This window comes from Cyclobacterium sp. 10D3-21 (assembly GCF_055809755.1).
This window is the reverse complement of the sequence record NZ_CM147924.1, coordinates 2,642,793-2,666,394: the sequence shown is the minus strand read 5'-3', so window position 1 is coordinate 2,666,394 and position 23,602 is coordinate 2,642,793. Positions and strand designations below refer to the sequence as shown.

The following is a 23,602-nucleotide window of genomic DNA, read 5'->3' as shown; positions in this document are numbered from 1 at the left end:
TCATTTAAGGTTAGGTTCTGATTCGGTAAAGTGAAATTGAAAAGCATTCTCGTTTTGATGTATTTTTTGATAATAAAATTATTCGTCATTAATGCTAGTCCAATTCAACAAACCGGAAGCCTTTTTCTTCTATTTCCATAGAAATACCCAACACCTGAGCTACTGCATCGGCAAATTCTTTGGCATCTTCAGATCGGAAAGAACCAGATAGGGTTCGTTTCCCAATTGAATCACCAGTGATTTCTACCTCAACACCATAATTGTCGCTTATTATGCGGGCAATATCAGTAAGGCTTGTTTGATCAAATACATATCGGTATTGCTTCCATGAAGCGAATTCCTCTGGTACGCTTACTTTTTCTTTCTGAAGAATCCCATCAACTTCCATCCGTACTTTTTCGCCTGGCTTCATTAGGACGGACTCGTCCCCAGTAGCATTATGTTTGATCAATTCAACTTTCCCTGATTTTAATTGTACCTCCGTATTGTGTCGACGGTTATACACCGTGAATTCTGTTCCATGGACGACTACATCCAAGTCATTCATTGTTTGGACAATGAATTTGTTTGTTGGGTCGTGAGTGACATTAAAGGAGGCTTCACCTATTAATTCCACTTTTCTCGAATTTGAAAGAAAAGCAAATCTTGAAGTCTTTAATTCGCTATTCGCATTCAAATACACCACAGTACCATCGCCTAATGTCACAGTGGCCAATTCCCCATAGCCGGTACGGTAAGTCTTCACCGTAATTTCCTCAAAAGTCCCCCAAAACAATAGCCCAAAAAGGGTAAGTGATGCCACTAAAAAAAGCTTTAAAGAGGGTCGCTTTTGAGGTTTAAGGGTAGACCCTGAAGTTATATTTGAGCTAGTATCGGACTTACTTTTGTTTCTAAAGGTTACCAATGCCTGTTCCGTATCTGTAAGGTATTGGGGGTTCTTTCTTTCCCATTCCTCCAGATAGGCATAAAATACTTCCTCATTCGCAGGGGATTCATTCACCCAATCGTCTATCCATTTCTTTTGGATCACGGAGACTGAACCCTTGAAATAATTAAGCAATAATTCCTTTATCGTATCTTTATCATGCATTGTTGATCGTGTTATTGGTTAGCTGCTAAGGGCTGTTTGCAATTAGTGGGCAATCAAGCCTTAAAGCAGATGGGTAAATACCAGTGTGAAAATCAACCATTTGTCTTTTAACAAATGTCGAATAGCTATTTTTGACCTATACAATTGCGTTTCTACCGTCCTTACAGAAAGCGCCATACCCGTTGCGATCTCTTTCATAGATTTCCCTTCAAACTGGAACAAGAGATAAATTTTTCTCCGTTGACTTGGTAGGGTCTCTATGGCCTTTTCAAAATCCTGATAAAGCTCTTCATATTGGGTTATGCTATCTGGTTGATAGGTCTCAGCAATTCTAGGTTCAGGTGATGTATCCAAGTCTACTTTTCTAGCCAAATCAAATTTTAGGTAATTGAACCCTCTATTTCTTACCGCCTTAAATAAATAGGACCGAATGGAAGTTGTAATGGTCAAAAATAATTTTTGGTCGTAGAATTGGGCGAGCAAGTCTGAAACAATGTCTTGCGCAACTTCTTTTGATCCCACAAACCGAACGGCATGGGAACATAATGGCTGGTAATACCTCCTAAATACCAGCTCCATACCTTTAGATGGCGCTTCATTTAACGCATGCCATATTAGCTGTTCGTCCTTTTTTGCTTTTTCAAAGGACTTTTCAGGAGGCCTAGGTTCCGAATTTTGCCTGGAAGGTGACAAAATGCGCATAACTTTTGCATTGGATTTGGATTGTGGCATTGGTATTTGGGTTTTTTATTGCCTGTCTTTTAGTAAGACAATTAAATACCCTTGTACTACTTACAAATTCAAAAAAAGATTATTCGTTTTATAATAATTTCTACCATTATTTTAAGATTTTAGAGAAGGTTATCCCACTATTAACTTATTGTTATATAAAAATTACCACAATTAAATTCTTTAATAAATTGTTCCTTTTGCCTTAAAAACATCCCTGTTAAGCTTGTAGAATAAAGTTGAAAAGTACTTTAACTAACTTACGTCTTTGCTCCTTAAGCCTAAAACATAATATTAATTCTCAGCATTTTATTGATGAGGCTTTAAAAAACGGATGTGTTTAAGGCGTAATTCAGTAATGAAACAACTATAATTGTTATCTAGGGTTGGATTGACTTGCTAAATTTAACATGCTCATCAAAAAAGAGCCTATCTTTTCCCTTAAATTGAATAGGCTGAAATTATAACCTAACAACCTCCTTTAGAAACTGTTATGGTTTTGCCTCAAACGCGCTGACCAAAACTTTCAAAAACCAATAGGATACCTATTTTCAAGAAAAATGTCCTTTCCTGTTATGAATTTCCCAGATAATCGTCATTTAAGTACAAGATGAAAACGAAAGAATTTAAAGAAAGGGTAATTTCAATGTCTGAGCGGTTGTACCCAATGGTAGCAAGAATGTTAGGCAATAGCACCAATGCTGAAGATGCCATTCAGGAAATAATGATCAAGTTATGGGAGCGACGTAGACAAATTAAAAACCATCCCAATCTTCCAGCCTATATTTTCCTGACGGCAAGGAATTATTGCCTCGATTCGATCAAAAAGAAAAAGCCTCCAGAGGATTCATATGATGTTCAAACGCAGTTATTGGCTTCGGATCCTGAACATGACACTTATGAATGGAAGGAACTGAAGCGCAATATAGAGGAGGTATTGGAACGTCTTCCAGAACAACAGAAGGAAGTCATGATCATGAGAGATTTAGACGGCATGGAATTTATAGAGATTGCCGAATTGACAAAATTAAGAGTGGACCATATCAGGGTTCTTTTGTCCAGAGCAAGACGACAAGTGGCGATAGAACTCCAAAAAACATACAGCTATGGAAAAGGGGGAAATTAAAAATTTGATGAAAAAGTATGCTGCAGGACACAGTACACTTGAAGAAGAGGAATTACTTATCAAAAATTCAACTGATAATGAGTCAATAGAGACACAATGGTTCAAATATGTAAAAGGAAAAAAGCAAAATCCAAGGACAGGTTTTAACGATAAAATTTGGGAGGCCATTAAGAAAAAAGAAAAAAAGAGGCTAACCAGAAAGCTTATAATTGGCGGTATGTCGATAGCAGCGTCCCTTCTATTTCTGTTGTTTTACTTAAGGCCAGCGCCAATCCCAGAAACGAAAAGCCTTGCTGAAAAAGAGGCTTTATTAAAAGAGGCTTTGGCTATGTTTGAAAATAACACCAATAAAACAAACAATAAAAAGTTGCTCTATGAAGACGAAATAATCATCATTTACAGCACTTCAGAATAATTACCTCAAAATTTAACTTTAAAAACAAATCACAATGAAATACCTTCTATTAGTTGTCGCCCTAGCGCTTGTACCATTTTCTAGTATCACCGCTCAGGAAACCAGTAAAGATGTTAAGGAAAAGCTAGAAATCACTATTAAAGACAGTGACAACCCAGATGTTTATATCGATGGTAAAAAATACGATCATGCTATCATTGACCTATTGGACAAAGATAAAATTGCCTCCATAGATGTACTTAAAGGAGAGAAAGCAATAAAAGAATACAATGCGCCAAATGGGGTAATCATAATTAAAACAAAAGCAAAGGCCAATCAGATAAGAATTAGAAACAGTAATGGCAATGCGGATGGGGCACAACCTTTAATTATTATTGATGGAACTACGGCGGGAAAAGGAGATCTTGAAAGGCTTAATCCTGATAATATAGCTTCTGTAGAAGTATTTAAAGGAGAAGAGGGCATGAAAAAATACAATGCTCCAAATGGTGTGGTGATAATCACTACAAAAAAAGCGCTAAAATCGAAGAAATAACAATAAAATTAAACAATTAGGACAAGCTAATCTTTGAGCTCTTAACCAATTTATATTTAAAATATCTAATAGCAGGTCAGCAATGGCCTGCTTTTTTTTGATTTTTTCCTATTGCCTAATACGGGGTCTTTTTCCATTATTTTTCCTGAACAAGACTGAAAATTAATTGTTGTGTTCCTGTATTTTAACTAAACAAAATTCTTGAAACACCTGATAAACAGAAAAGTCCATTGGTAGTCCTACTAAAAAAATTCATTGAATTGGAAAAAAAATAGTAAATTAGATTTATTACCCAAGAGAAAAGTTAATGTTTTTATCAAATGAGTTTACTTGATTAACTAATTTGAACTCCTTTAGCAACAGGTTCGTTGTGCAATTTGTGACCCGCAAAAATAACGTGTCAATGATAAAAGACATTGACTGAATCCTTAGAATTAAAATTAAATGAAGCCCAAGCACATTTTTATCATTACCTCCTTAATCGCTATTATTTGTATTCCTGCAATTTACATCTACATGCCATCTATTTTATGGATTTTATGTTTGGTTGTACCCATTATTGTTTTAGGATTGGTGGACATTTTTCAGACCAAACACGCCATTAGAAGAAATTTTCCAGTAATCGGAAACTTCAGGTACCTATTAGAAGACATCAGACCGGAAATCATGCAGTATTTTGTAGAAACGGATACTGAAGGGAGGCCTATCAACAGGATATTTCGTTCATTGATCTATCAAAGGGCAAAGAAAGCCAATGATACAACGCCTTTTGGTACGCAAATGGATGTATATGCGGCTGGTTATGAATGGATGGACCATTCCATTTATGCCAACAACCATGCTGATGTACAACGGGAGTCCAGGATTTTGGTAGGTGGGGAAGCCTGCTTACAACCCTACTCTGCCAGTATCCTGAATATTTCCGCCATGAGTTTTGGTTCCCTTAGTAAAAATGCAGTTTTAGCCATGAATACAGGAGCTAAAATTGGAGGATTTGCACACAATACCGGGGAAGGTGGCATAAGCCCTTATCACAAACAACCTGGAGGAGATCTAATATGGCAAATTGGCACCGGCTATTTTGGATGTAGGACAGATGCAGGCAATTTTTGTGAAGAAAATTTTCAGAAAAATTCAACCATTGACAATGTAAAAATGGTCGAAATTAAAATTTCACAAGGTGCCAAACCAGGACATGGTGGAATACTTCCTGCCTCCAAAAATACCGAAGAAATTGCTGCTATTCGCCATGTAAAACCGCATACAGATGTTCATTCACCCCCCAAGCACAGCGCATTTGACAGTGCTGAAGGGCTGATGCATTTTATTCAAAAGCTAAGGGATCTGTCTGGAGGAAAACCCATAGGATTTAAAATCTGTATAGGCAAGAAAGCCGAATTTATAGATTTATGTAAAGCCATGGTTGCTTTAAATATTAAACCTGATTTTATCACCATAGATGGCGGTGAGGGTGGTACAGGTGCCGCTCCAATCGAATTTTCAAATTCTTTAGGGATGCCTTTAAAAGATGGGCTTTCCTTTGCAATTGACACCCTTCGCGGATTTGATTTAAAAAAAGACATTAAGGTTATCGCCTCAGGTAAAGTTTTAAGTGGGTTTGATATCGCCAGGGTCATAGCAATGGGAGCGGATATGGTGAATAGTGCCAGAGCAATGATGATGGCAACAGGCTGCATTCAGGCTTTGCAATGCAATATCAATACCTGCCCTACAGGGGTTGCTACTCAAAATAAAAGCTTAATGGAAGGCCTGGTGGTCGAAGACAAAGCCCAAAGAGTAGCCAACTTCCATGAAGAAACGGTGAAAAGTTTTATTGAACTTATCGCAGCTTCGGGTATTCGAAAAACAGAGAAACTAAACAGAGAACATATTAATCGAAGGATTGGAATGAATCAAGTTTTAAAATACAGTGAAATTTATCCTGAAATCCCTGAAGGTGCTTACTTAAAACAAAAGAAAAATGGAGTAAAAGAAGTGGTAATTGAAAAGTAAACCGATCTCATTAACTCCCTAATTTAGTTTGTAATTAATACGTCAAAGTTGTTATATTTATTCAAGAATAAAGGTTATACACGTAATTAAGTAGTATAATCTAAGGGAAACCAGGATTGTTATTAATTCGTAAGAATGGATACTATACCGTAATCATGCAATATTTCAAGGGCTATTAATAAATCTTTAAATTATGCAAACGATACTAGGTTCAGGTGGTGCTATAGGTACTGAATTGGCAAAAGCCCTAAAGGCTTACACCAATGAGATAAGATTGGTTAGCAGAAATCCAATGAAAGTAAATGATTCTGATGAAACATTTACCGCTGATCTTTTAAACCCTAAGGCCTTAAACGAAGCAATTCGTGGATCATCAATAGTTTACGTTACGGTTGGATTTCCTTATAGCTACAAAGAATGGGCTGAAAAATGGGTCCCTTTTATTGAAAACGTGATCAATAGCTGTGAACAAGAAAATTGCAAATTGGTGTTTTTTGACAACATCTACATGTATGATCCCAGCTTTCTCAATGGCATGACCGAGGAAACACCAGTAAACCCGCCAAGTAAAAAAGGAGTCATTAGAGCTAAGATTGCTCAAATGATTCTGGATGCCATCGCTTCTAAAAAAATCCAAGCCCTTATAGCCCGGTCTGCTGATTTTTACGGCCCCTCCATCCCTAACAATAATATTCTTACTGAAACGGTATTTAAACCTTTAAGCAAAGGTAAAAAAGCAAATTGGTTGGTAAGCGAACATTTCGTACATTCATTTACCTATACTATCGACGCTGCTGTTGCTACAGCATTATTGGGCAACACGGAAAAGGCCTATGGTCAGGTATGGCATTTGCCAACTGCCTCCTCACCTTATACAGGCAAGGAATGGATAGAAAATATTGCTAAGCAATTAAATACCCCAGCAAGAATACAGCTGGCGCCTAAATTTCTGGTCAAAATAATGGGATTATTCAATCCAATTATGCGAGAATCTGTGGAAATGCTCTACCAATATGACAGGGATTATATATTTGATAGCAGTAAATTTGAAAAGGCTTTTAACTTTACTCCAACCCCCTACGATATGGGAATAAAGAAAATAATCGAGACCGATTACAAGTAATCGGGAGAAGTGTACCAAATAAATATGGAATTATTTGAACGCAAAATAGATCCAACTAAAAACCTTTTACCATATGGCGGAAGTGTAAATTATTATGGGAAAGTATTTGATCAAAAAAGAGCAAATGATTTCCTGTCTATTTTGCTACAAACCATCGAATGGAAAAATGATGAGGCCATAATTTTTGGTAAAAAAATCATTACCAAAAGAAAAGTCGCATGGTATGGTGAAGAAGCATTTGAATACACCTATTCTAAAACTACCAAATTGGCATTGCCCTGGACGCAAGCCTTAATTGAATTGAAAATTACCATAGAAAAGCTTACAAGTGAAACCTTCAACTCCTGTCTTCTAAACTTGTACCACAATGGCAGTGAAGGAATGGCCTGGCACAGTGATGGAGAAAAAGACCTAAAAAAACAAGGTGCCATTGCTTCAATGAGTTTTGGAGCAGAAAGGAAATTTTCTTTTAAGCATAAAGAAACGAAAACTAAAACAGAGCTGGTTTTAGAAAATGGAAGTTTGTTAATAATGAAGGGAGATACGCAAACCAACTGGTTACATCGTTTGCCACCAACCAAACGGAGTTTCGGTCCTAGAATAAACCTGACCTTTAGGACCATTGTAAAGTAATCCTTTGTTAAACTAAATCAATACTCAAACCATGAAGATTCCCCATCAAAATAGATTTTGAATTGGTGGTTCCCATTGGGCTTTTATTCCACTGGGTATCTTATAAATTGTATATCAACCAAGTTTGGTTGGATTCAATTGTCATGCTTTTGATCATCAACCTACATATTTATGGATGTTTTGGTACGCATCAAAAAATCCCAATTAAGGATATTATAAAAGTTACTGAAACCTATAACCCCTTAATTTCAGTAGCAACTTTAATAAATTGATTGAAAATATTATACAATAAACACGAGAATAAACTTGTCTCTCCAAAAGACAAAAAAAATCATTGACAAGTTGCTTTAGTAAAATGCTTAAAGTAAGGTTATTAGCAGAATAAATGAAAAAAAATTAACAAAAACCTAAAATAAAAATATCGCATGAATTGGATCCTTTTAATTGTTGCAGGTCTTTTTGAGGTGGCTTTTGCTTCCTGTTTGAGTATGGCAAAAGATTCTACTGGTAAAGAAATGTATGGCTGGTATGGAGGCTTTCTAGTTTGCCTGACCATAAGTATGGGATTATTAATACGTGTGACACAAAGCCTGCCAATAGGTACAGCTTATGCGGTATGGACTGGAATAGGCGCAGTAGGAACCGTATTGGTTGGTATATTTGTCTTTAAGGAACCAGCCCATTTCTGGCGATTGTTTTTTATTTTCATGCTTATAAGCTCCATCATCGGTTTGAAGGCAGTGTCACATTGAAACTAATAGGGTTTAATAATTCTGTTTTCGACCGATTTTAGGCAATGTAAAATAAAAGGTACTTCCCTTTTCTGGTTCTGACTTTGCACCGATTGTCCCTCCATGAATTTCAAGAATCCGCTTGCAGGATGCAAGTCCTATACCAGTTCCAGGTATACTACCATGCGGGTTAAGTCTTTTCATAAAACCAAAAATTTCCTTGGTTGATTTTTGTTTGAAACCTATCCCGTTGTCATTGACAAAAACAGTGATTTCATCTCCTTTTTCTTCATAGTCTACCGAAATTATCGGATCTGCTTCAGAACGGTATTTTATAGCATTACTAAATAGATTTTGAAATAGTCGAACCATCTGGATTTTATCAGCCACTATTAACCCATATTGCAGCTAACCGCTCAGAAGTATCTGTTTTTCAGGTCTTTCAATTTTTTCGATTTCCGTTTTGTGTACTACGGATTTTCGTTTGGTAAATGGCTGGTATTTGGTTTGGAGGATATCGTAGATCTGCTTTAGATTTTTGTTGGGTACTGTGCATTTTCGGGTGGTGATGGTTTTGTTGTATGTGTTGGTCCCCGAAGTAGTGATTACCTTCTGGGTATTGCCTATTCTGACAATTTCTCCCCAGCAGTTTTTTATGCCATTGTGTTTTAATTGATGCCTTACCGTATTGACCAGCCAGTAAGCCAATATCCCCAGATGGAGGTGTGCCATGGTGGCGTCGTCGTTTTTGTGGTAGATAGGCCTTAGGTCCAGGTCGGTTTTCAGGGTACGGAATGCGTTTTCTATCTCTCTGATGGTATTATAAATATTCCAGACCACATACTCTTCCTGTACATTCAGGTTGGTCCGGAGAAAATAGACGCCCAGGCTTTCATTTTTTTCCTGATGCCTGTCCGGGTCTTTTTTCCATGTGATTTCTGTGGCCAGACCTGTTTTCGCATCACTGCTTACGGTAATGTCATAATAACGCTGGACAGACGGGTATTTTTCTTTGGCCCTGCCTATACGCTGGTGGACTTTGTCAGCTTTCTTGGTTCCTCCCTTGCTGTGCAGTGCGTTGTGTATCTTTTGGAGTTCCTGCTCAAACCTACTTTCAAACTGGAGCTTCATCCCTTCCTCTTTTTTTTCCTTGGAAGGGCTTTTGACCTCAAGGTAATAATCGGTGTTTTTTTCTGTATTGACTGATCTGAGTCTGATGGTCTGCTTTGATTTTGTATCCAGCAAGGTGGTAAGCCTTCCGGGAACATAGCTGTAATCTTTCAGCCGGGTACGGCTTACACAGAGATATCGGTACCCTTTACTTTCGATAAGTCTGAGGTTTTCCTCTGTGGCGATGCCGGCATCAAGTACCACTACTGCAGGACCACGGCAGGTATGGGACGCGAGTTTCTCGATCATTGCCGATAGGGTATTGCAGTCGGCAATGTTTCCTTCCAGAATGGAGGAATATTTTATGAAGCCTTCCACGTTGACCACCAGGGCGAGCACAATGAGCTTTGCGTCGTTTCTCTTTTCCTTGCTCCTTCCGAATTTTGCGAGTTGGCTGTTCCGCTTTTCTCCCTCAAAATAGGTGTTGGTCAGGTCGTAAAGAATGATCTTATCCTCCAGGTCAAACAGCTCGTTGGTACGTCTGGACAGGTGCTTTTCGATTGAATCCTTGGCCTTGTACAAGTCAAGGGCACTTTTGTAAAGCCTGTCTTTTGTCACTTTGTCTGCCTCGTACCCGGTAAGTTCGCACACCGCAGAGTTTTCCTTTATCCAGCGCACGGTTTTCAGCTCTGAGGCCGGGTATACCGCACGGCTTACAACCTGTGTGGCCGCAAGCTTGGCCTGTTCGGGGCTGAAGCCGACCGAAAGCAGCAACGGCGTTAGGTTCAGCTTCTCCCATGTCTGATAAGCTATGTTCTCCGCTCCGATCTCCCTTGCATTGCTGTGCTGAAGTGTGTCCATGTTGACCATGCGCGACAGTTTCTCTGCTGACTTGATGTCCAGCTTTTTTGATAATAGGATACGCTGCCAAAAATCTTCAACATATCGTGTGACCTCAGGATCTTCTTCCTGATCAAATAGAGATGTCTTTTGCTCATATTTATCGGTAAGGTGCTTCTGGATCTTATTGAGCTGCTCTGGGGTGGTGTCCTCAATGAATCCTACATTCAGAATGGTACGGTGGCATATCCTGTTGTCCGCATTACGGTAACTCTCCACCAGACGGTAGTAACCGCATAGCTTTCCTGATTGGGGGTGTTTTCGTAAAGAGAACTTGAAATACATCCCGTAAAGTACTGATCTTTAGATCCCAAATCCAATACCCTCTGTGTACTACAAACCAAATGAAGGCCCCGTGGAGAGCGTAAAAAAATTTGATCGTAGGGGGGTACGAATAATTTGCAGATTAAAAACAGAAAATAAACTGAAATTTCTAATTTAACGACCAAAAGCTGCAATGTGGGTTAAAGGTAATGCAGGTATAGTGAAAGTAGCATTGTTTTCTTTCACCTGATTTTTAATCATCTCAAGCGCAAACCTGCAAACTTCATTTAACGAAACCTCTTCGAATTCCTTTTCATTCCCTTCAATTTTGGAATAATCTAGAAGGTCTTTGATCATAAGTTTCATCCTCTGGGTATTGTCTAAAATTAGGGAATAATACATTTTTCCGTCGCTGTCAGGTGGGAGATACCCTTCTTTTTCCAGTAATCCCACCAAACTGGAAATTGTATTCAATGGGGCTTGCAAATCATGGGAAGCTGTATAGGCGAAATGTTCCAGTCCTTCATTGACCTGTCTGAGCCGTTCGACAGTTTGTTCCGCCTGTTTTCTGGCCTTTATCAACTCCACCTCATACTGTTTTCTTCGGGTAATATTTAGCACTGAAAACCTAAAAAATGGCGCTATGCTTGAGCTTTTTAAAATTCTCATCCCGTTTAGCAAAACGGGCAATTTCCTTGAGTTCTTTCCTTTCAGTTCAATGTTGATTTCAGAAATTTCTCTCTGAATATGCAGCATGGGCAATATGTGGGTTTCGAAATAAATTTTCTCGCCCATACCCAACAAATCCTGAAAGGATTTTTGAAGAACAATCTCTTTTCTTTCATATCCCAACCACTTTAGCAATGTACCATTGATGTTGACGATTTTTCCGTCAGCACTCGTAGTCATATAACCAAAAGGGGCATTTTGGTATAGGTCTTCAGAATCCTCTGTATAGGCTTGTTCTATCAATTTGTGTTGGCTAAATAGGATTGTATACTTGAAATAACCTGATCAGGGGCAGTCAGGTGAGGACAATGCCCTGAGGAATTCAATAGCACATAATTACTTTCTTTAATCTGTTGATTGACAAACTCTCCAACCCTCACAGGTGCAATTACATCGGGATGGCTTTGAAGAATCAAAGTGCGTGTAGATACATTTTCTAAATCCTCTCTATTGTCCCCCATAAAAGTCACCTTGGCAAAATGCCTGGCTATATCAGGGTTCATTGAGCAGAAACTATTCTTTAATTCTTCGGAATATTCAGGCAACTCAGGATTCCCTATAATTATTGGAGTGATAAAACTGGACCAACCTAAATAATTACTATCCAATGTTTCTACCAATTCATCGATATCCGTTTTAGTAAAGCCTCCAAAATAATCACCATCATTGGTGTAGCAAGGTGACGGCCCTATTAATACCAAATTATCAAATAGATCAGGCCTTTCGGTAGCAGCCAGTATACCAATAATACAATTTACAGAATGACCAACAAATATCACGCTTGAGAGATTAAGTGCAACAATCATTTCAATTAGATCCTGAGCATACCCTGTGAGAGAATTGTATTTTTCAAAATCATAAGCGCTTTGATCTGAATTCCCAGAGCCAACAAGGTCAAATAAAATAACCTGATAATCTTTCTCGAAAGCAGGCGTGATAAATCGCCACATATTCTGATCACAACCATACCCATGGCCAAATACTATAGGCTGCTTGCCGTTACCAAAAATTTTTATATTGTTTTTTACTATTTTATTTATACTCATAGTCTTTTAAGCATTAATGAAACCTGTTCATTAATAGCTGATTAAGAATGAATTTTACTAGGTGATTTTTATTAAAACGGATTTATTTTTTGTTCGGTTAAAAAGTTACAAGTAAGGTTTTCCATTGTATTTTTATCAGTGTGTATAACTTGAAACATTCAAAAAAACACACTTGATCACAATCCTGAAACCCTAAAAAAATTGAACAGGATAAATCAAGAATACAGAATGCAAAAATTAAACCACATTTCTATTTCCATACCAGCTATTGAATACATCTTACCTTCATGCTGAAAAAAAATTAGCCCTGAAAATTTAATGGAATAGTATTACCTGATGAGAAAAGCCACAAAATCAGCAACTCCGGTCATATTCCAGCTTTGATTCCAACACTCCAAATAGAGTTAAAAAATCCAGTTTCAAAAAGTTTTAACTTTTTGAAACTGGTTAACTAAGTTTTATTCAATAAACAGTAGTGAAAATATTATTTTTCAGGCACCCACAATACTGCATCAGCTACAACAGTGCCATCGGCACCTTCTGTACTTACAGTAACAAAAGGATTAGTACCTACTTCCAAGGTAAAAGCACCTACATTTACCCATTCTCCTCTCGTCTGGCCTTCAACTCTAATATCGCTTTCTTTTACAAAAACCTCTTTTTCTGCTTTTCCATCAGAAATGATGATTTTCGTCTGACTGGTTGCGTCCTCGGTTCCAGAGAAATAGACATAAATGTCATATTTACCATTTTCTACCACCTTTGGACTAAAACGTACTGTATTAATTGAATTGTCCTTTCCTGCGTTTTTCAAAAGTGTAGGGCCATATCCATGTCTATTTTGAATTTCCCAATCTCCAGTAACGACTACACCCTCATCATCGTTATCCACTAATACCTCTGCTGTACTTCCATCTGCCAATGGATTTGAACTGAGTTCTCCTTGTAGCTTTTTGATGGAAACCTGCTGAACAGCTTGCCCCTCATCCAAGGCCAGACTAGCCGCAACTGCAGCAGATTGTCCTAAGACCATAAATACTGGTTCCATTCGGATAGACCCATAGGCAATATGACTGGCAGAAAGGGCAACAGGTACAAGCAAGTTTTTTGCCTCATTGGCTTTAGGTATAATAGACCTATAAGCAATTGGATACGGGCCGAAACCACCTATCTCAACATTGCCTTCATTCTTCACCATTTTCTTACCATCCTTTTCTACAACTACACGTTGGATATTGTGAGAATCCATGGTGTAAGCAGCCATTCCAACACCATCCGCTACTACTTCCTCACCTACGCAATTGGCTTGAGTCATTACGTATTCTCCTATCATTCTCCTCACTTCTCTCACATACAATTGTGGCGTCCAATTTTCACTATCTACATATTCATCTTTTGGATAACCCCATTCCTGAATGGCATCCTGAAGTTCTTTTGGCACCCTTGGATCGGTTTTGTAGAAGTAAAGAAGTGATTTCGTGTAAAGCGTATGGGCATCTATTATTTCTTTTCTCTTTTCATAACTTCCTTCCGGATATTCGTGATTCATTCCAATCATATCTGTAGAGAAGCCTCCCCGATTGTTAATATCCGTCTTGCTATTTGGCATTCGACTCCAGATAAAATATTGTCCAAGGCTTCTTTTCTCAGGTTGTGCTTCAAAAAGTCTGACCAATAAATCAAACATAGCTGGGTCGTAACCTTCTGGTTTTGTTATTTCTATCCGATTTCCTGGATCATTGGTCAAACAAATACGATAATTATAAGCTTGAATTTTATCATCCTCAGTACCATCTTCCGCCAGACTACCCTCACTGATTCCCCACAGCAATCCACTCGAAGGATCTCCTGGAGTTTTATAAGGATCAACGCCGTCAGGAAACTGATGGCCATTCATTAATTGAACGCCATTATAGGTTTCCCCATACTTATCATTGGCCTCTCTACCGATGTCATAGCTGACGCCTGCCTTGGCCATCAAGTCACCTTCATAGGTAGCGTCAATAAACATTTTACCTGACACTTCCCTTAACGGTTCTGAAAGGTTGTTCGAATTTTCCAAAGAGATTTTAGAAACCCATCCATCCTTATTGACTGCATCTTGAATTCTTAACCCATATTGAACTGTGATTCCTGCCCGATCTAAATACTCCTGAAAGGTCGCTTTGGCAATACTTGGTTCGAATATCCATTGTTCAAACTTCCCATAATGATCTCCTAGTTTCCGATAAAAGTCCCTTGAAAGCCCAGTAACGGCAACTTTATTCCCTATATCTGTATACCCAAGCCCCCCGGTAGTCAAACCACCTAAGTGCTGACTGGGTTCTATCAGCAACACTGACTTGCCCATGGTTTTAGCGGTATAAGCTGCTATTATCCCAGAGGATGTGGCTCCATACACGACTACATCATAAGTATCCTCTTCTGCTTTTTCAGAGCCCGAACATGAAAACATCAAGCTTGATAAAATCAAACAGCCTATTACTAAATAATTTAATTGTCTTTTCATTACTTATTCTCAATTGGTTTTGGTGAATACAATCAATCTTAAATCCATTACCTGACTACCAGGAATTTCAAGTGCTTTCAAGGATAAAGTGGCTTCTCCACTGTCCAAATTTATTTCACCCAAAGACATGGCTTTGAAATCTTTAACGTAAGACTCCATACGTTCCACTCGGTCATTTTCCATTCCTTTGATCGGGGGATCATGGGCGGTTTCCACTTTCCCGTCCAGGTAATTCTCTCCTACCTGAAGCCTGAAGGTGGCACCAATGTCTTTTTTAGGGCATGTATAATATATCACTACCTGGTATTTTCCCGCTTCTAATACCTCTACGTCCCAGGTGATACTGTCTTCCAAACTCGTCCAATTTGTAAAGAAAGAATCATTGGGAAAACGATTGGAACGTTGGACCTGACCATGAGCAGTACCATCTCGGGCTGGCATTTGTGTATAAATTGCTTCTGGAGCCCCTAAAGTAAATGGCCTAATCTTGGGCTCATTGGCTTGTTCATCAGCCATTTCACTTTCCCATGCCACTTTTGCGGCTATAAGCCTGGCGGTAACTTCAGGATTTTGATCTTGAACCGGATTCTTCTGATAAGGATCCTTATTCATGTCAAACAAAGCGCCTTCATGATCCAGAAGAAAATTTTGAGTCCTTAAACTCGTTCGGTTGTTCCAGTGTCGGTAGATTATTCTATCTCCCCAGTCCTTTGCATCTTTAAATATCAATGGTGTTAAACTTATACCATCATATGGTTTAGCAGCCTTGTGATTTATCCCCAGCAATTCCATTAATGTTGGAAAAAGGTCAATTGCACCCGATATTTCTTTGATCACTTCCCCTCCGGAAATGGTCCCTTTCCACTGCATGAAAAAAGGACTTCTAACGCCTCCCTCATCCGTGGATCCCTTTCTGCCTTTCATTCCCCCATTCCACCTAAAACTATTTGGACCATTGTCACTAAAATAAATGACAATTGTATTTTCTTCCAGATTAAGGGATTTTAACTGGTCCATAATTCTTCCCACATTCCAATCAATATTTTCACACATGGCCAAAGCTGCCTTGGTAAACGCTTGATCCTCATCATTCACCAGGCTATCCAAGGATTTGTTAGCGAATGAATCGTACCAACGATCAGGAACCTGCATGGGTGAATGGGGTGTATTTAGGGGCAGGTAAACTAGAAAAGGTTGCTCCTGATTTTTCTCAATAAACTGCATGGCTTTGGTAGTCAGGTCATTGGCAAGAAAACCTTCACCTTGAACGGGTTTGCCATTGTGTTCCAGCGGAGGACTAAAATAATTCCCCCAATGTCCGGAACAAAAGCCATAAAACTCATCAAACCCTCTGGCATTGGGATGGTAAGGAAATTGCATGCCATTGTGCCATTTGCCAAAAGCGCCTGTTAGGTATCCCTCTTTTTGAAGTACTTCTGCAAAAGTTTCTTCATCAAGGTCAAGCCGTTCTTGCCCTGCAGAAGTCCCACTGACTCCTCCACGCAAATGATACCTTCCAGTAAGCATTTCTGCCCGAGTTGGAGAACAAACCGGAGAAACATAGAAACGATCAAAGCTGATCCCTTCAACACCCAATTGATCAATATTTGGGGTTTGCAAGTTCGGATTACCCGTAAAACTTAAATCTCCCCAACCCTGATCATCGGATAGGATGATTACAACATTCGGTCTGTCCTCCTCCTTTTCTTCTGACTTACAAGCCATAAAAGAAAACAAGCACAAGCAGAAGAATATACAGGTTTCAGTAAATTTCACAGGCATATATTTTAATTTAAAATCAACAATTACCTTATGGAAGTTTTTTGGAAGTTAAAAGAAATTAAAAGTAAGCAACAGGTACTGCAAACTTTTTAAAGTCATTGGTCCTTTATTGCCTACTTTTGAAACACTTAAATTCAGTATATCAACACTATTCTTTATATAAAATCTTAGTATTAATTAATTTTATCAGCTAAAGTCAATACTTGACCATCCTCCAAAAGTTTTGCTTTTAAATCTGCGTAAGGAAGTTTTTGTACGCTGACACCTTCATCCAGAGCCATTACCGCTGCAGTAGCAGCCGATTGTCCCAAGATCATAAATACTGGCTCCATTCGAATGGATCCAAAGGCAATATGACTTGCAGAAACTGCCACAGGAACCACTAGATTTTGAATTTCGTCGGCTTTAGGTACCAAAGAACCATAAGAAATTTCATAAGGTTGTGGCAATGGAACTCCCACGTCTCCTTCATTTTGGACATGTCCATTCTCATCCACATAGCGTTGGATATTGTGCGAATCTATGGTATAGGATCCCATTCCTACTGATTCAGGGGTAGGTCTTTTTTGTAATAACTCGTTTTCAGTCATGACATATTTACCAACCATTCTTCTGGCTTCCCTTACATAAATTTGATGTGGCCAGTTACCATTGTCTGTAAATTCATCTTTGGCCAAGCCCCATTTTTTAAATTCATCCTGGGTTTCTTTTGGCACCCTGGGATCATTGGCTACATAGTATAAAAGTCCTTTTTGATAGTCCTCATGTTCCTTGATGATTTCTCGCCTTCTTTCATAACTGGCTTCAGGGTAATCATAATTCATCCCTATATTGTCAGAACTAAATGGTCCATGATTGTTGGTATCCGTTTTCTTGTTTGGAATCATGTCAAATTTACCGAACCATTCTGTCCATCCTGCATCAAAAATTCGACCTAGCAATTCATATTGGGTAGAATCATAATTGTCTGGTCTTGGGAAAGGCACCTGATTGTCTGGATTTATAGACATACAAGTTCTAAAGCAATAGGCCTGAACCTTGTTGTCCCCTTCCCCTTTAACACCTGGGTCCTCTCCACTTATTTTAGGAAGCAAACCTGAGGAAGGGTCACCTGGAATAATATAAGGATCTATCGGTTGATCTACTGCTTTGAAATGGTGCTTGTGATGAAAAACACCCGTCTGCACTCCATTCCAATCCTCACCATATACACTTGTTCCTTCTCTTCCTACATGGTAACTGACCCCAGCAGCTGCCATCAAATCTCCTTCATAGGTGGCATCTACAAACATTTTACCTTTGAATTCCTTGCCACTCAATGTACGAATAGCTGTGATTTTTCCGTCCTCAACGGTAACTCCACTTTCTCTGTCCAACCATTCATCCCGAAGAACTTCAATGCCTAATTCCTCAATCCATTCGTCATAGACTTCCTCAGCAACATGGGGTTCAAAAATCCACATGGTTCTAAACGCTCCATCTATAGCAGGTGTGCCCTGACCTTTGTTTCCAAAATCAGATTGGGCTTCCCATTTCCAGGCACCATCTTCTGTATATTTTTCATATACACGTTGGTAAAATTCACGGGAAAGGCCTCCTATCACCTCTTTTTTCCCTGTATCCGTCCAGCCTAAACCACCGGCCGTCAAACCTCCTAAGTGCTTGTCCGGAGAAATCATTATTACTGATTTGCCCATTTTCTTTGCTTGTATTGCTGCAGTTACTGCTCCAGATGTGCCGCCATATACTATTACATCTGTTGTTTCTTCCTGCTCAGTTGCTGGGCCACAAGCCATAAAAACGAAAAGCAAAGAAAGGTTTAACAACACAGTCTTTAAAATACCTGTTTTTTTCATTGTTTCATTGGGTTAAATGCTTATTTATTAATTTTTATATGATTTTATTTTTTATATTCCTAGAGGTGGATTCAATCACTAAATACCCTCATCCCCATACCTTTTAAGTAAATCATAAAAGATAATCCTGAATTCAACTAAGCCCCTACAAGCTTCATGTTTTCAGGATCCCACCCGACAATTTTCTTTTGGAAATAACTGATATTGCCTGCTTCAGTTGGACCAGAAGCCCGAAGTCCAAATACTGCATCCTCCACTACAGGTTTCCCATCGCGGATGGATTCAAAGAAATTGACAAAATGCTCATACCTATCTCCCTTGTAGTTAGTAGGTACTTTGAATTCAAATTCAGAAGGCCCAACCATTTCAGCTTTCTGAGGGTATTTTTTACTGTGAGCAGCTTTGAGTGCTTCCTGCATGGCTTCCGGGAAGCTGTTTAAGGACATCCCAGGATCTTTGGGGAAAGGTGTTTTGCGTAATTTTAAACCATTAAAATCGATGGTAATGTCCCCTTCCGAACCCACTATTCTAAACAGAAAATTATTTCCTCCCCCACTTACAAGATTGGTTCTCAATGACAGGTTAAATGCAGGGTGAGCATCCGATTTAGGATAATCAAATAATCCCAAATGAATATCAGGCACATCTCTTCCATCTTTCCAATACCTCAAACCTCCAGTAGCCTGAACCCTTTCAGGCCCCTTAGATCCTGTGACAAAATGCAGCATGGAAAGCATGTGCACATACAAATCACCCGCTACGCCTGTGCCATAATCCTGGTAGTTTCTCCACCTGAAAAAACGAAGTGGATCCCAATCTCTTTTTGGTGCATTGGCTAGATAAGTATCCCAATCGACTGTTTCCTCGGAGGCATCCAATGGAACTGTATATTGCCAAGCTCCTCTCGCACTGTGTCGGTCAATCTGTGCTTCAGCAAAGTTAATCTCCCCAATTTCTCCAGCCGCTATCAGTTCTTTTGCTTTGGCATGAATGATGGAGCTCACATACTGACTACCAACCTGAAATACCATTCCGGTTTTTTTCTGCATGTCAATAATGCTGTGACCATCTGCAGAACGTTGTACCATTGGTTTTTCACAATAGACATGTTTGCCTTTTTGCATGGCATCCAAACACACTTTTTGGTGCCAATGATCAGTGGTCGCATTGATAACAGCATCCACATCACTTCTTTCTAAAATCTCTCTGTAGTCTTTGGTCGTATATATCTCTGAACCCCAAAGTTCTTTGGCGCGAACAAGTCTTCCATCATACAAGTCACAAGCTGCTACAATTTCAACGCCATCTACCATCAAGGCCGTATTGGCATCACCTATGCCCATGCCTCCAGTACCTATGACAGCTACGCGGATTTTATCATTGGCAGACACCGCTTTTCTTTTTACCAAGTCAAGGTAAGTGGAGGATTCAAATCCTTTAGAGGCAATTGCTATTGGTGCACCCACTGCCAAGGCCGTGGATGTCGATAACTTTTTCAAAAAAGATCTTCTGTGGTTTTGGGGTTCAATTGGCATAACTATTTGCTTTTATAAGTTTAAATGCAATGTAACAATACTATTTATGTTAATGCAGAATTCACGAAAGTCTAAATAAGGCTGGTTTCAACACTGAAATTTCGGATTCAATTATTTCTGATATTCTAAAATCTGATTGTCTTTGCGAAGGATTTCAACCAATAAATTATAGTCAAGATCCTGAACTGCCACCTGATGGTCGATTGCTAAGGCAGCAGCAGTGGCTGCAGATTGGCCTAAAACCATAAATACGGGTTCCATTCTAGCTGATCCAAAAGCAACATGAGTGGCACTTATACAAACTGGCACCAAAAGGTTTTCTTTTTCTCCCTTTTTGGGAACAATCGATCTATAAGATATTGGGTAGGCGGTCAAGCCCCTAGCTTCAAAGTTACCTTCGTTTTGAACATAGCCATTGTGGTCTACATAGCGTTGTACCATATGGGAATCCATCCCATAAGAGCCCATGCCTACTCCATCTTTTACTTGTGGGACCAGTCCCTCACAATCAGCTTGCGTAACGACATAATCACCTACCATTCTCCTTGCCTCTCTTACATACAGTTGAGGCGTCCATCCATTTCTATCCTTAAACTCATCTTTTGTCATTCCCCATTTGGACACTACATCCCTCACTTTTTTTGGAATTCTTGGATGGTAAGCCAATGACCACATCAGCCCTTGTTGGTACCCCAATTGTTTTTGGCTAAAAGCTTCCCTATCCGCATAACTTGCTTCAGGATAATCGAAATTTTGACCGATAAAGTCTGTCGAAAACCCTTTTTGATTGTTGGTATCCGTCTTTTTATTGGGCATGGGTGTATTGATCCAAGGCACCAATGGATCCCCATAATGGTACATTTTTTCTATTGGTCCATTGGCTGCTTCATAATTCCTAAACAACAACTCATATTCAAGTTCATTGTAATTTGCAGGTTTCTCGAATGGAATCCTGTTCTCTGGATGGTTGGTTAAGGTCATACGATAACAATAAGCCTGAATCCCTTTGTCTGCAGTGCCATCCAAACCAGGTCCACCTTCAATTATAAATGGCAGTAATCCACTGGATGGATCACCTTTTACCACATAAGGGTCTACACCCGGTACGAAATTATGGTGGATCGCATTTCTGGAAACATTCCCTTTTAGGGTAAGGTTATAAAAATTGGCTTGCACACCATTAAGGGTTTCTCCATACTGACTATTGGCTTCTCTACCGGTTGTATAACTCACCCCTGAAGCGGCCATCAAATCTCCCTCATAGGTAGCATCCATAAACATTTTACCTGAATAAGTCTCCCCGCTTTCCATGGTAATGGAAGTAATTCTATTGCCATTGGTCTTGACTCCGGTTGCTCTGTTTAGGCGTTTATCCATTACGACAACTATATTTTCCTCCGCCAACATCTTTTTATAGACTTTCATCGCTACTGATGGTTCAAAAGTCCACATGGCCGCTTCGCCTTCATTGGATCTTGTTTGGTCCGGCCTCGTCAAATAATCTAGCCTACCCTCATATTTCCAGGCCTCTGGATTGTCATAGTAAGCCTTGATATTTTGGTAAAATTCTAAGGAAATACCTCCTATTACGTCTTTGTTCCCAATATCTGTGGCGCCTAATCCCCCGGTGGTAAGCCCACCTAAATGATTTGAAGGCTCAATAAGAATTACAGATTTGCCCATTCTAGCCATTTGAATGGCTGCTGCGACACCACCTGAAGTACCTCCATAGACGACCAGGTCATAAGAGGAATTTTGTGCCTGCGATGGATGAGCAATCCATGAGGTGAAAAGAAGTAGAAATGCTGTAAACAGTTGCTTCATAGTGTTTAAATTTAAGGAATGTATCCTATTTGGTTACTATTCCAGTCTTTGATTATAAGTTATTATTTGTTTTTTTTAAATGGTGAAATGGTCGGGCCAAAAGCAAAATTAGTCCTGTTAATTTTCCGCAGTAATGGCTGCATTTAAATGATCGTTCAATTGTTTTAATAATTTATCAGCCATTTCAGGATTTTCCTTAGCCAGATTATTCGTCTCCCCAGGGTCTTCCTCCAGGTTATACAGTTCCACTGGCGATACAAAAGGATATTTACCAAGCACCTTCCATTTCCCTTCACGCAAACCATATGCATTCCCACTGCCCCGGACCACTATTGATTCCCTATTTCCTGAAGTCACCTTACCGCCAAAAAAAGCGGACAATAGGTTATGCCCATCTATAGCTGAATCTTCAGATAATGTTTCCCCTACCAACGCTGCTAAAGTTGGTAAAATATCATTCAGCGCAATGAGTTGATTGCTCACCTGTCCTTTTGGAATTTTACCTGTCCAACTTGCTATCATTGGGGTACGTACCCCTCCTTCATAAACAGACCATTTGGTACCTCTAAAAGGAAAATTGGGCCGGTGTGCATCTGGATGTATTTTCTTGTTCACATCCTTTGGGCTATTTGTCACTTGCTCTTTGTCTCCTTCCCGACTTGTAGCAATAAACTGCGAGCCATTGTCACTGGCAAAAATTATAAGCGTATTGTCTCTTAAACCGAGAAGCGCTAGTTCTTTTATTATTTGGCCAACATAGAAATCCAGCTCAAACACATAATCTCCATAAAGTCCAGCATCTGTTTTGCCTATAAAGTCCTCATCAACAGCCAATGGAATATGGGGAACATAGGGAGAATAATAGAGAAAAAATGGTTTTTCTCCACCACTTTTTTTGAAGTTTTGTAGGTAATTAATGCTTTCCTCTGTGATATAAGGCAAATATCCCTGCAGAGGAATCTTATTGAGGTTTTCGGTTCCTGAGGCAGCTTCGATCGTGTACAGATCATGAATGAGTGCCCCTACCACCTGCTTGTCTTCGAATATCCAACATTCACTGGCACAACTAAAACCTAACCAATGCTGAAACCCCCTATCCAAAGGCCCATCACTCAGTGCTTGGGTGAAATCAATATTAGCACCATTCTGGTCATCCTGAAATTTCCCATACCCAATTGGAGGCTCACCGTCATTCGTAGGAAAGGTGGTACCTAAATGCCATTTCCCAAATCCGGCTGTTTGATAGCCTGCATTCTGAAGCATTTGAGGCAAAGTTAGTACTCCATCCTCAATCATGGAAGGTTCATAATTCGCCATCACACCGGTTTTCTTCCAACTTCTCCAAGGGTATTCTCCTGTCATCAGCGCATAACGGCTGGGAGAACAAACTGATACAGGGCAGTATGCTTCAGAAAACCGAATCCCCTCCATTGCCAATTGATCGAGGTTAGGGCTTAGCGCTTTTGAATTTGGATTGTATACACCTAAATCACCATAACCCAGATCGTCTGCAAAAATAAAGAGAATATTAGGTAAAGGTTCCGTTAATTCCTCCTTCTCCCCTGCATCGCAGGACATAAGCATATAGGCAAAAACCAACATAGCAATCTGTATAAATCTCATTCAGCCAATAAATTAATATTACTTATATA

Annotated in this window: 19 protein-coding genes; 7 read left to right on the top strand and 12 right to left on the bottom strand. The window is 39.3% G+C overall.

The genetic code is table 11. The annotated features are described in order from the left end of the window. Positions 1-94 precede the first annotated feature (94 nt). Positions 95-1,090: a FecR family protein gene (locus tag AC0L7T_RS10795; protein WP_473342639.1), complete on the bottom strand. Its 996-nt coding sequence runs from the start codon at positions 1,088-1,090 to the stop codon at positions 95-97. 60 nt (positions 1,091-1,150) lie between these two features. Then, positions 1,151-1,822, bottom strand: coding sequence for a sigma-70 family RNA polymerase sigma factor (locus tag AC0L7T_RS10790; protein WP_473342638.1), 672 nt, complete (start codon positions 1,820-1,822; stop codon positions 1,151-1,153). 607 nt (positions 1,823-2,429) lie between these two features. On the opposite strand from AC0L7T_RS10790, the gene AC0L7T_RS10785 reads away from it, so the two are divergent. The 7 genes from AC0L7T_RS10785 (at position 2,430) to AC0L7T_RS10755 (ending at position 8,416) form a co-directional block, all read left to right on the top strand. Continuing rightward, positions 2,430-2,945, top strand: a complete 516-nt coding sequence (locus AC0L7T_RS10785) for an RNA polymerase sigma factor (RefSeq protein ID WP_473342637.1) — start codon at positions 2,430-2,432, stop codon at positions 2,943-2,945. Then, entirely contained in the window at positions 2,926-3,360 is a 435-nt protein-coding gene (locus AC0L7T_RS10780; RefSeq protein ID WP_473342636.1) for a hypothetical protein, read from the top strand. Before AC0L7T_RS10785 ends, AC0L7T_RS10780 begins: the two co-directional genes overlap by 20 nt. 34 nt (positions 3,361-3,394) lie before the next feature. Further along, positions 3,395-3,895, top strand: coding sequence for a TonB-dependent receptor (locus AC0L7T_RS10775; protein ID WP_473342635.1), 501 nt, complete (start codon positions 3,395-3,397; stop codon positions 3,893-3,895). A gap of 444 nt (positions 3,896-4,339) precedes the next feature. Then, a complete protein-coding gene (locus AC0L7T_RS10770) occupies positions 4,340-5,908 on the top strand; it encodes an FMN-binding glutamate synthase family protein (protein ID WP_473342634.1) in 1,569 nt (522 codons plus the stop codon). A 193-nt stretch (positions 5,909-6,101) separates the two neighbouring features. Next, the gene (locus AC0L7T_RS10765) at positions 6,102-7,031 is read left to right on the top strand and encodes an NAD-dependent epimerase/dehydratase family protein (RefSeq protein ID WP_473342632.1); all 930 of its coding nucleotides are present in this window, start codon (positions 6,102-6,104) and stop codon (positions 7,029-7,031) included. Positions 7,032-7,055: 24 nt separating this feature from the next. Then, entirely contained in the window at positions 7,056-7,664 is a 609-nt protein-coding gene (locus AC0L7T_RS10760) for an alpha-ketoglutarate-dependent dioxygenase AlkB family protein (protein ID WP_473342631.1), read from the top strand. A 425-nt stretch (positions 7,665-8,089) separates the two neighbouring features. Then, on the top strand, positions 8,090-8,416 hold the full coding sequence (locus AC0L7T_RS10755; protein ID WP_473342630.1) for a DMT family transporter: 327 nt from the start codon (positions 8,090-8,092) through the stop codon (positions 8,414-8,416). 12 nt (positions 8,417-8,428) lie between these two features. Here the strand turns inward: AC0L7T_RS10755 and AC0L7T_RS10750 are convergent, their stop codons facing one another. The 10 genes from AC0L7T_RS10750 to AC0L7T_RS10705 form a co-directional block, all read right to left on the bottom strand. Further along, positions 8,429-8,767, bottom strand: a complete 339-nt coding sequence (locus tag AC0L7T_RS10750) for a sensor histidine kinase (protein WP_473342628.1) — start codon at positions 8,765-8,767, stop codon at positions 8,429-8,431. 36 nt (positions 8,768-8,803) lie between these two features. Further along, entirely contained in the window at positions 8,804-10,690 is a 1,887-nt protein-coding gene (locus tag AC0L7T_RS10745) for an IS1634 family transposase (RefSeq protein WP_473342627.1), read from the bottom strand. A gap of 153 nt (positions 10,691-10,843) precedes the next feature. Further along, on the bottom strand, positions 10,844-11,641 hold the full coding sequence (locus AC0L7T_RS10740) for a sensor histidine kinase (protein ID WP_473342626.1): 798 nt from the start codon (positions 11,639-11,641) through the stop codon (positions 10,844-10,846). Then, positions 11,638-12,444: an alpha/beta fold hydrolase gene (locus AC0L7T_RS10735; RefSeq protein WP_473342625.1), complete on the bottom strand. Its 807-nt coding sequence runs from the start codon at positions 12,442-12,444 to the stop codon at positions 11,638-11,640. Before AC0L7T_RS10735 ends, AC0L7T_RS10740 begins: the two co-directional genes overlap by 4 nt. Before the next feature lie 484 nt (positions 12,445-12,928). Then, a complete protein-coding gene (locus AC0L7T_RS10730) occupies positions 12,929-14,953 on the bottom strand; it encodes an FAD-dependent oxidoreductase (protein ID WP_473342624.1) in 2,025 nt (674 codons plus the stop codon). A gap of 9 nt (positions 14,954-14,962) precedes the next feature. Beyond that, a complete protein-coding gene (locus tag AC0L7T_RS10725) occupies positions 14,963-16,735 on the bottom strand; it encodes an arylsulfatase (RefSeq protein ID WP_473342622.1) in 1,773 nt (590 codons plus the stop codon). Between the two features lie 173 nt (positions 16,736-16,908). Further along, positions 16,909-18,591, bottom strand: a complete 1,683-nt coding sequence (locus tag AC0L7T_RS10720; protein WP_473342621.1) for an FAD-dependent oxidoreductase — start codon at positions 18,589-18,591, stop codon at positions 16,909-16,911. A 137-nt stretch (positions 18,592-18,728) separates the two neighbouring features. Continuing rightward, positions 18,729-20,126 (bottom strand): Gfo/Idh/MocA family protein, encoded by a 1,398-nt coding sequence (locus AC0L7T_RS10715; protein WP_473342620.1) that lies wholly within the window; start codon positions 20,124-20,126, stop codon positions 18,729-18,731. A 111-nt stretch (positions 20,127-20,237) separates the two neighbouring features. Beyond that, entirely contained in the window at positions 20,238-21,950 is a 1,713-nt protein-coding gene (locus tag AC0L7T_RS10710; protein WP_473342619.1) for an FAD-dependent oxidoreductase, read from the bottom strand. A 117-nt stretch (positions 21,951-22,067) separates the two neighbouring features. After that, entirely contained in the window at positions 22,068-23,573 is a 1,506-nt protein-coding gene (locus AC0L7T_RS10705) for a sulfatase family protein (protein WP_473342617.1), read from the bottom strand. Positions 23,574-23,602 lie beyond the last annotated feature (29 nt).

Coding starts and splice junctions, on each gene's coding strand:
- AC0L7T_RS10720 (WP_473342621.1), bottom strand. CDS start 18,591: ATGAAAAAAACAGGTATTTTAAAGACTGTGTTGTTAAACCTTTCTTTG.
- AC0L7T_RS10770 (WP_473342634.1), top strand. CDS start 4,340: ATGAAGCCCAAGCACATTTTTATCATTACCTCCTTAATCGCTATTATT.
- AC0L7T_RS10785 (WP_473342637.1), top strand. CDS start 2,430: ATGAAAACGAAAGAATTTAAAGAAAGGGTAATTTCAATGTCTGAGCGG.
- AC0L7T_RS10775 (WP_473342635.1), top strand. CDS start 3,395: ATGAAATACCTTCTATTAGTTGTCGCCCTAGCGCTTGTACCATTTTCT.
- AC0L7T_RS10705 (WP_473342617.1), bottom strand. CDS start 23,573: ATGAGATTTATACAGATTGCTATGTTGGTTTTTGCCTATATGCTTATG.
- AC0L7T_RS10730 (WP_473342624.1), bottom strand. CDS start 14,953: ATGAAAAGACAATTAAATTATTTAGTAATAGGCTGTTTGATTTTATCA.
- AC0L7T_RS10780 (WP_473342636.1), top strand. CDS start 2,926: ATGGAAAAGGGGGAAATTAAAAATTTGATGAAAAAGTATGCTGCAGGA.
- AC0L7T_RS10760 (WP_473342631.1), top strand. CDS start 7,056: ATGGAATTATTTGAACGCAAAATAGATCCAACTAAAAACCTTTTACCA.
- AC0L7T_RS10795 (WP_473342639.1), bottom strand. CDS start 1,090: ATGCATGATAAAGATACGATAAAGGAATTATTGCTTAATTATTTCAAG.
- AC0L7T_RS10755 (WP_473342630.1), top strand. CDS start 8,090: ATGAATTGGATCCTTTTAATTGTTGCAGGTCTTTTTGAGGTGGCTTTT.
- AC0L7T_RS10715 (WP_473342620.1), bottom strand. CDS start 20,126: ATGCCAATTGAACCCCAAAACCACAGAAGATCTTTTTTGAAAAAGTTA.
- AC0L7T_RS10710 (WP_473342619.1), bottom strand. CDS start 21,950: ATGAAGCAACTGTTTACAGCATTTCTACTTCTTTTCACCTCATGGATT.
- AC0L7T_RS10735 (WP_473342625.1), bottom strand. CDS start 12,444: ATGAGTATAAATAAAATAGTAAAAAACAATATAAAAATTTTTGGTAAC.
- AC0L7T_RS10725 (WP_473342622.1), bottom strand. CDS start 16,735: ATGCCTGTGAAATTTACTGAAACCTGTATATTCTTCTGCTTGTGCTTG.
- AC0L7T_RS10750 (WP_473342628.1), bottom strand. CDS start 8,767: ATGGTTCGACTATTTCAAAATCTATTTAGTAATGCTATAAAATACCGT.
- AC0L7T_RS10790 (WP_473342638.1), bottom strand. CDS start 1,822: ATGCCACAATCCAAATCCAATGCAAAAGTTATGCGCATTTTGTCACCT.
- AC0L7T_RS10765 (WP_473342632.1), top strand. CDS start 6,102: ATGCAAACGATACTAGGTTCAGGTGGTGCTATAGGTACTGAATTGGCA.
- AC0L7T_RS10745 (WP_473342627.1), bottom strand. CDS start 10,690: ATGTATTTCAAGTTCTCTTTACGAAAACACCCCCAATCAGGAAAGCTA.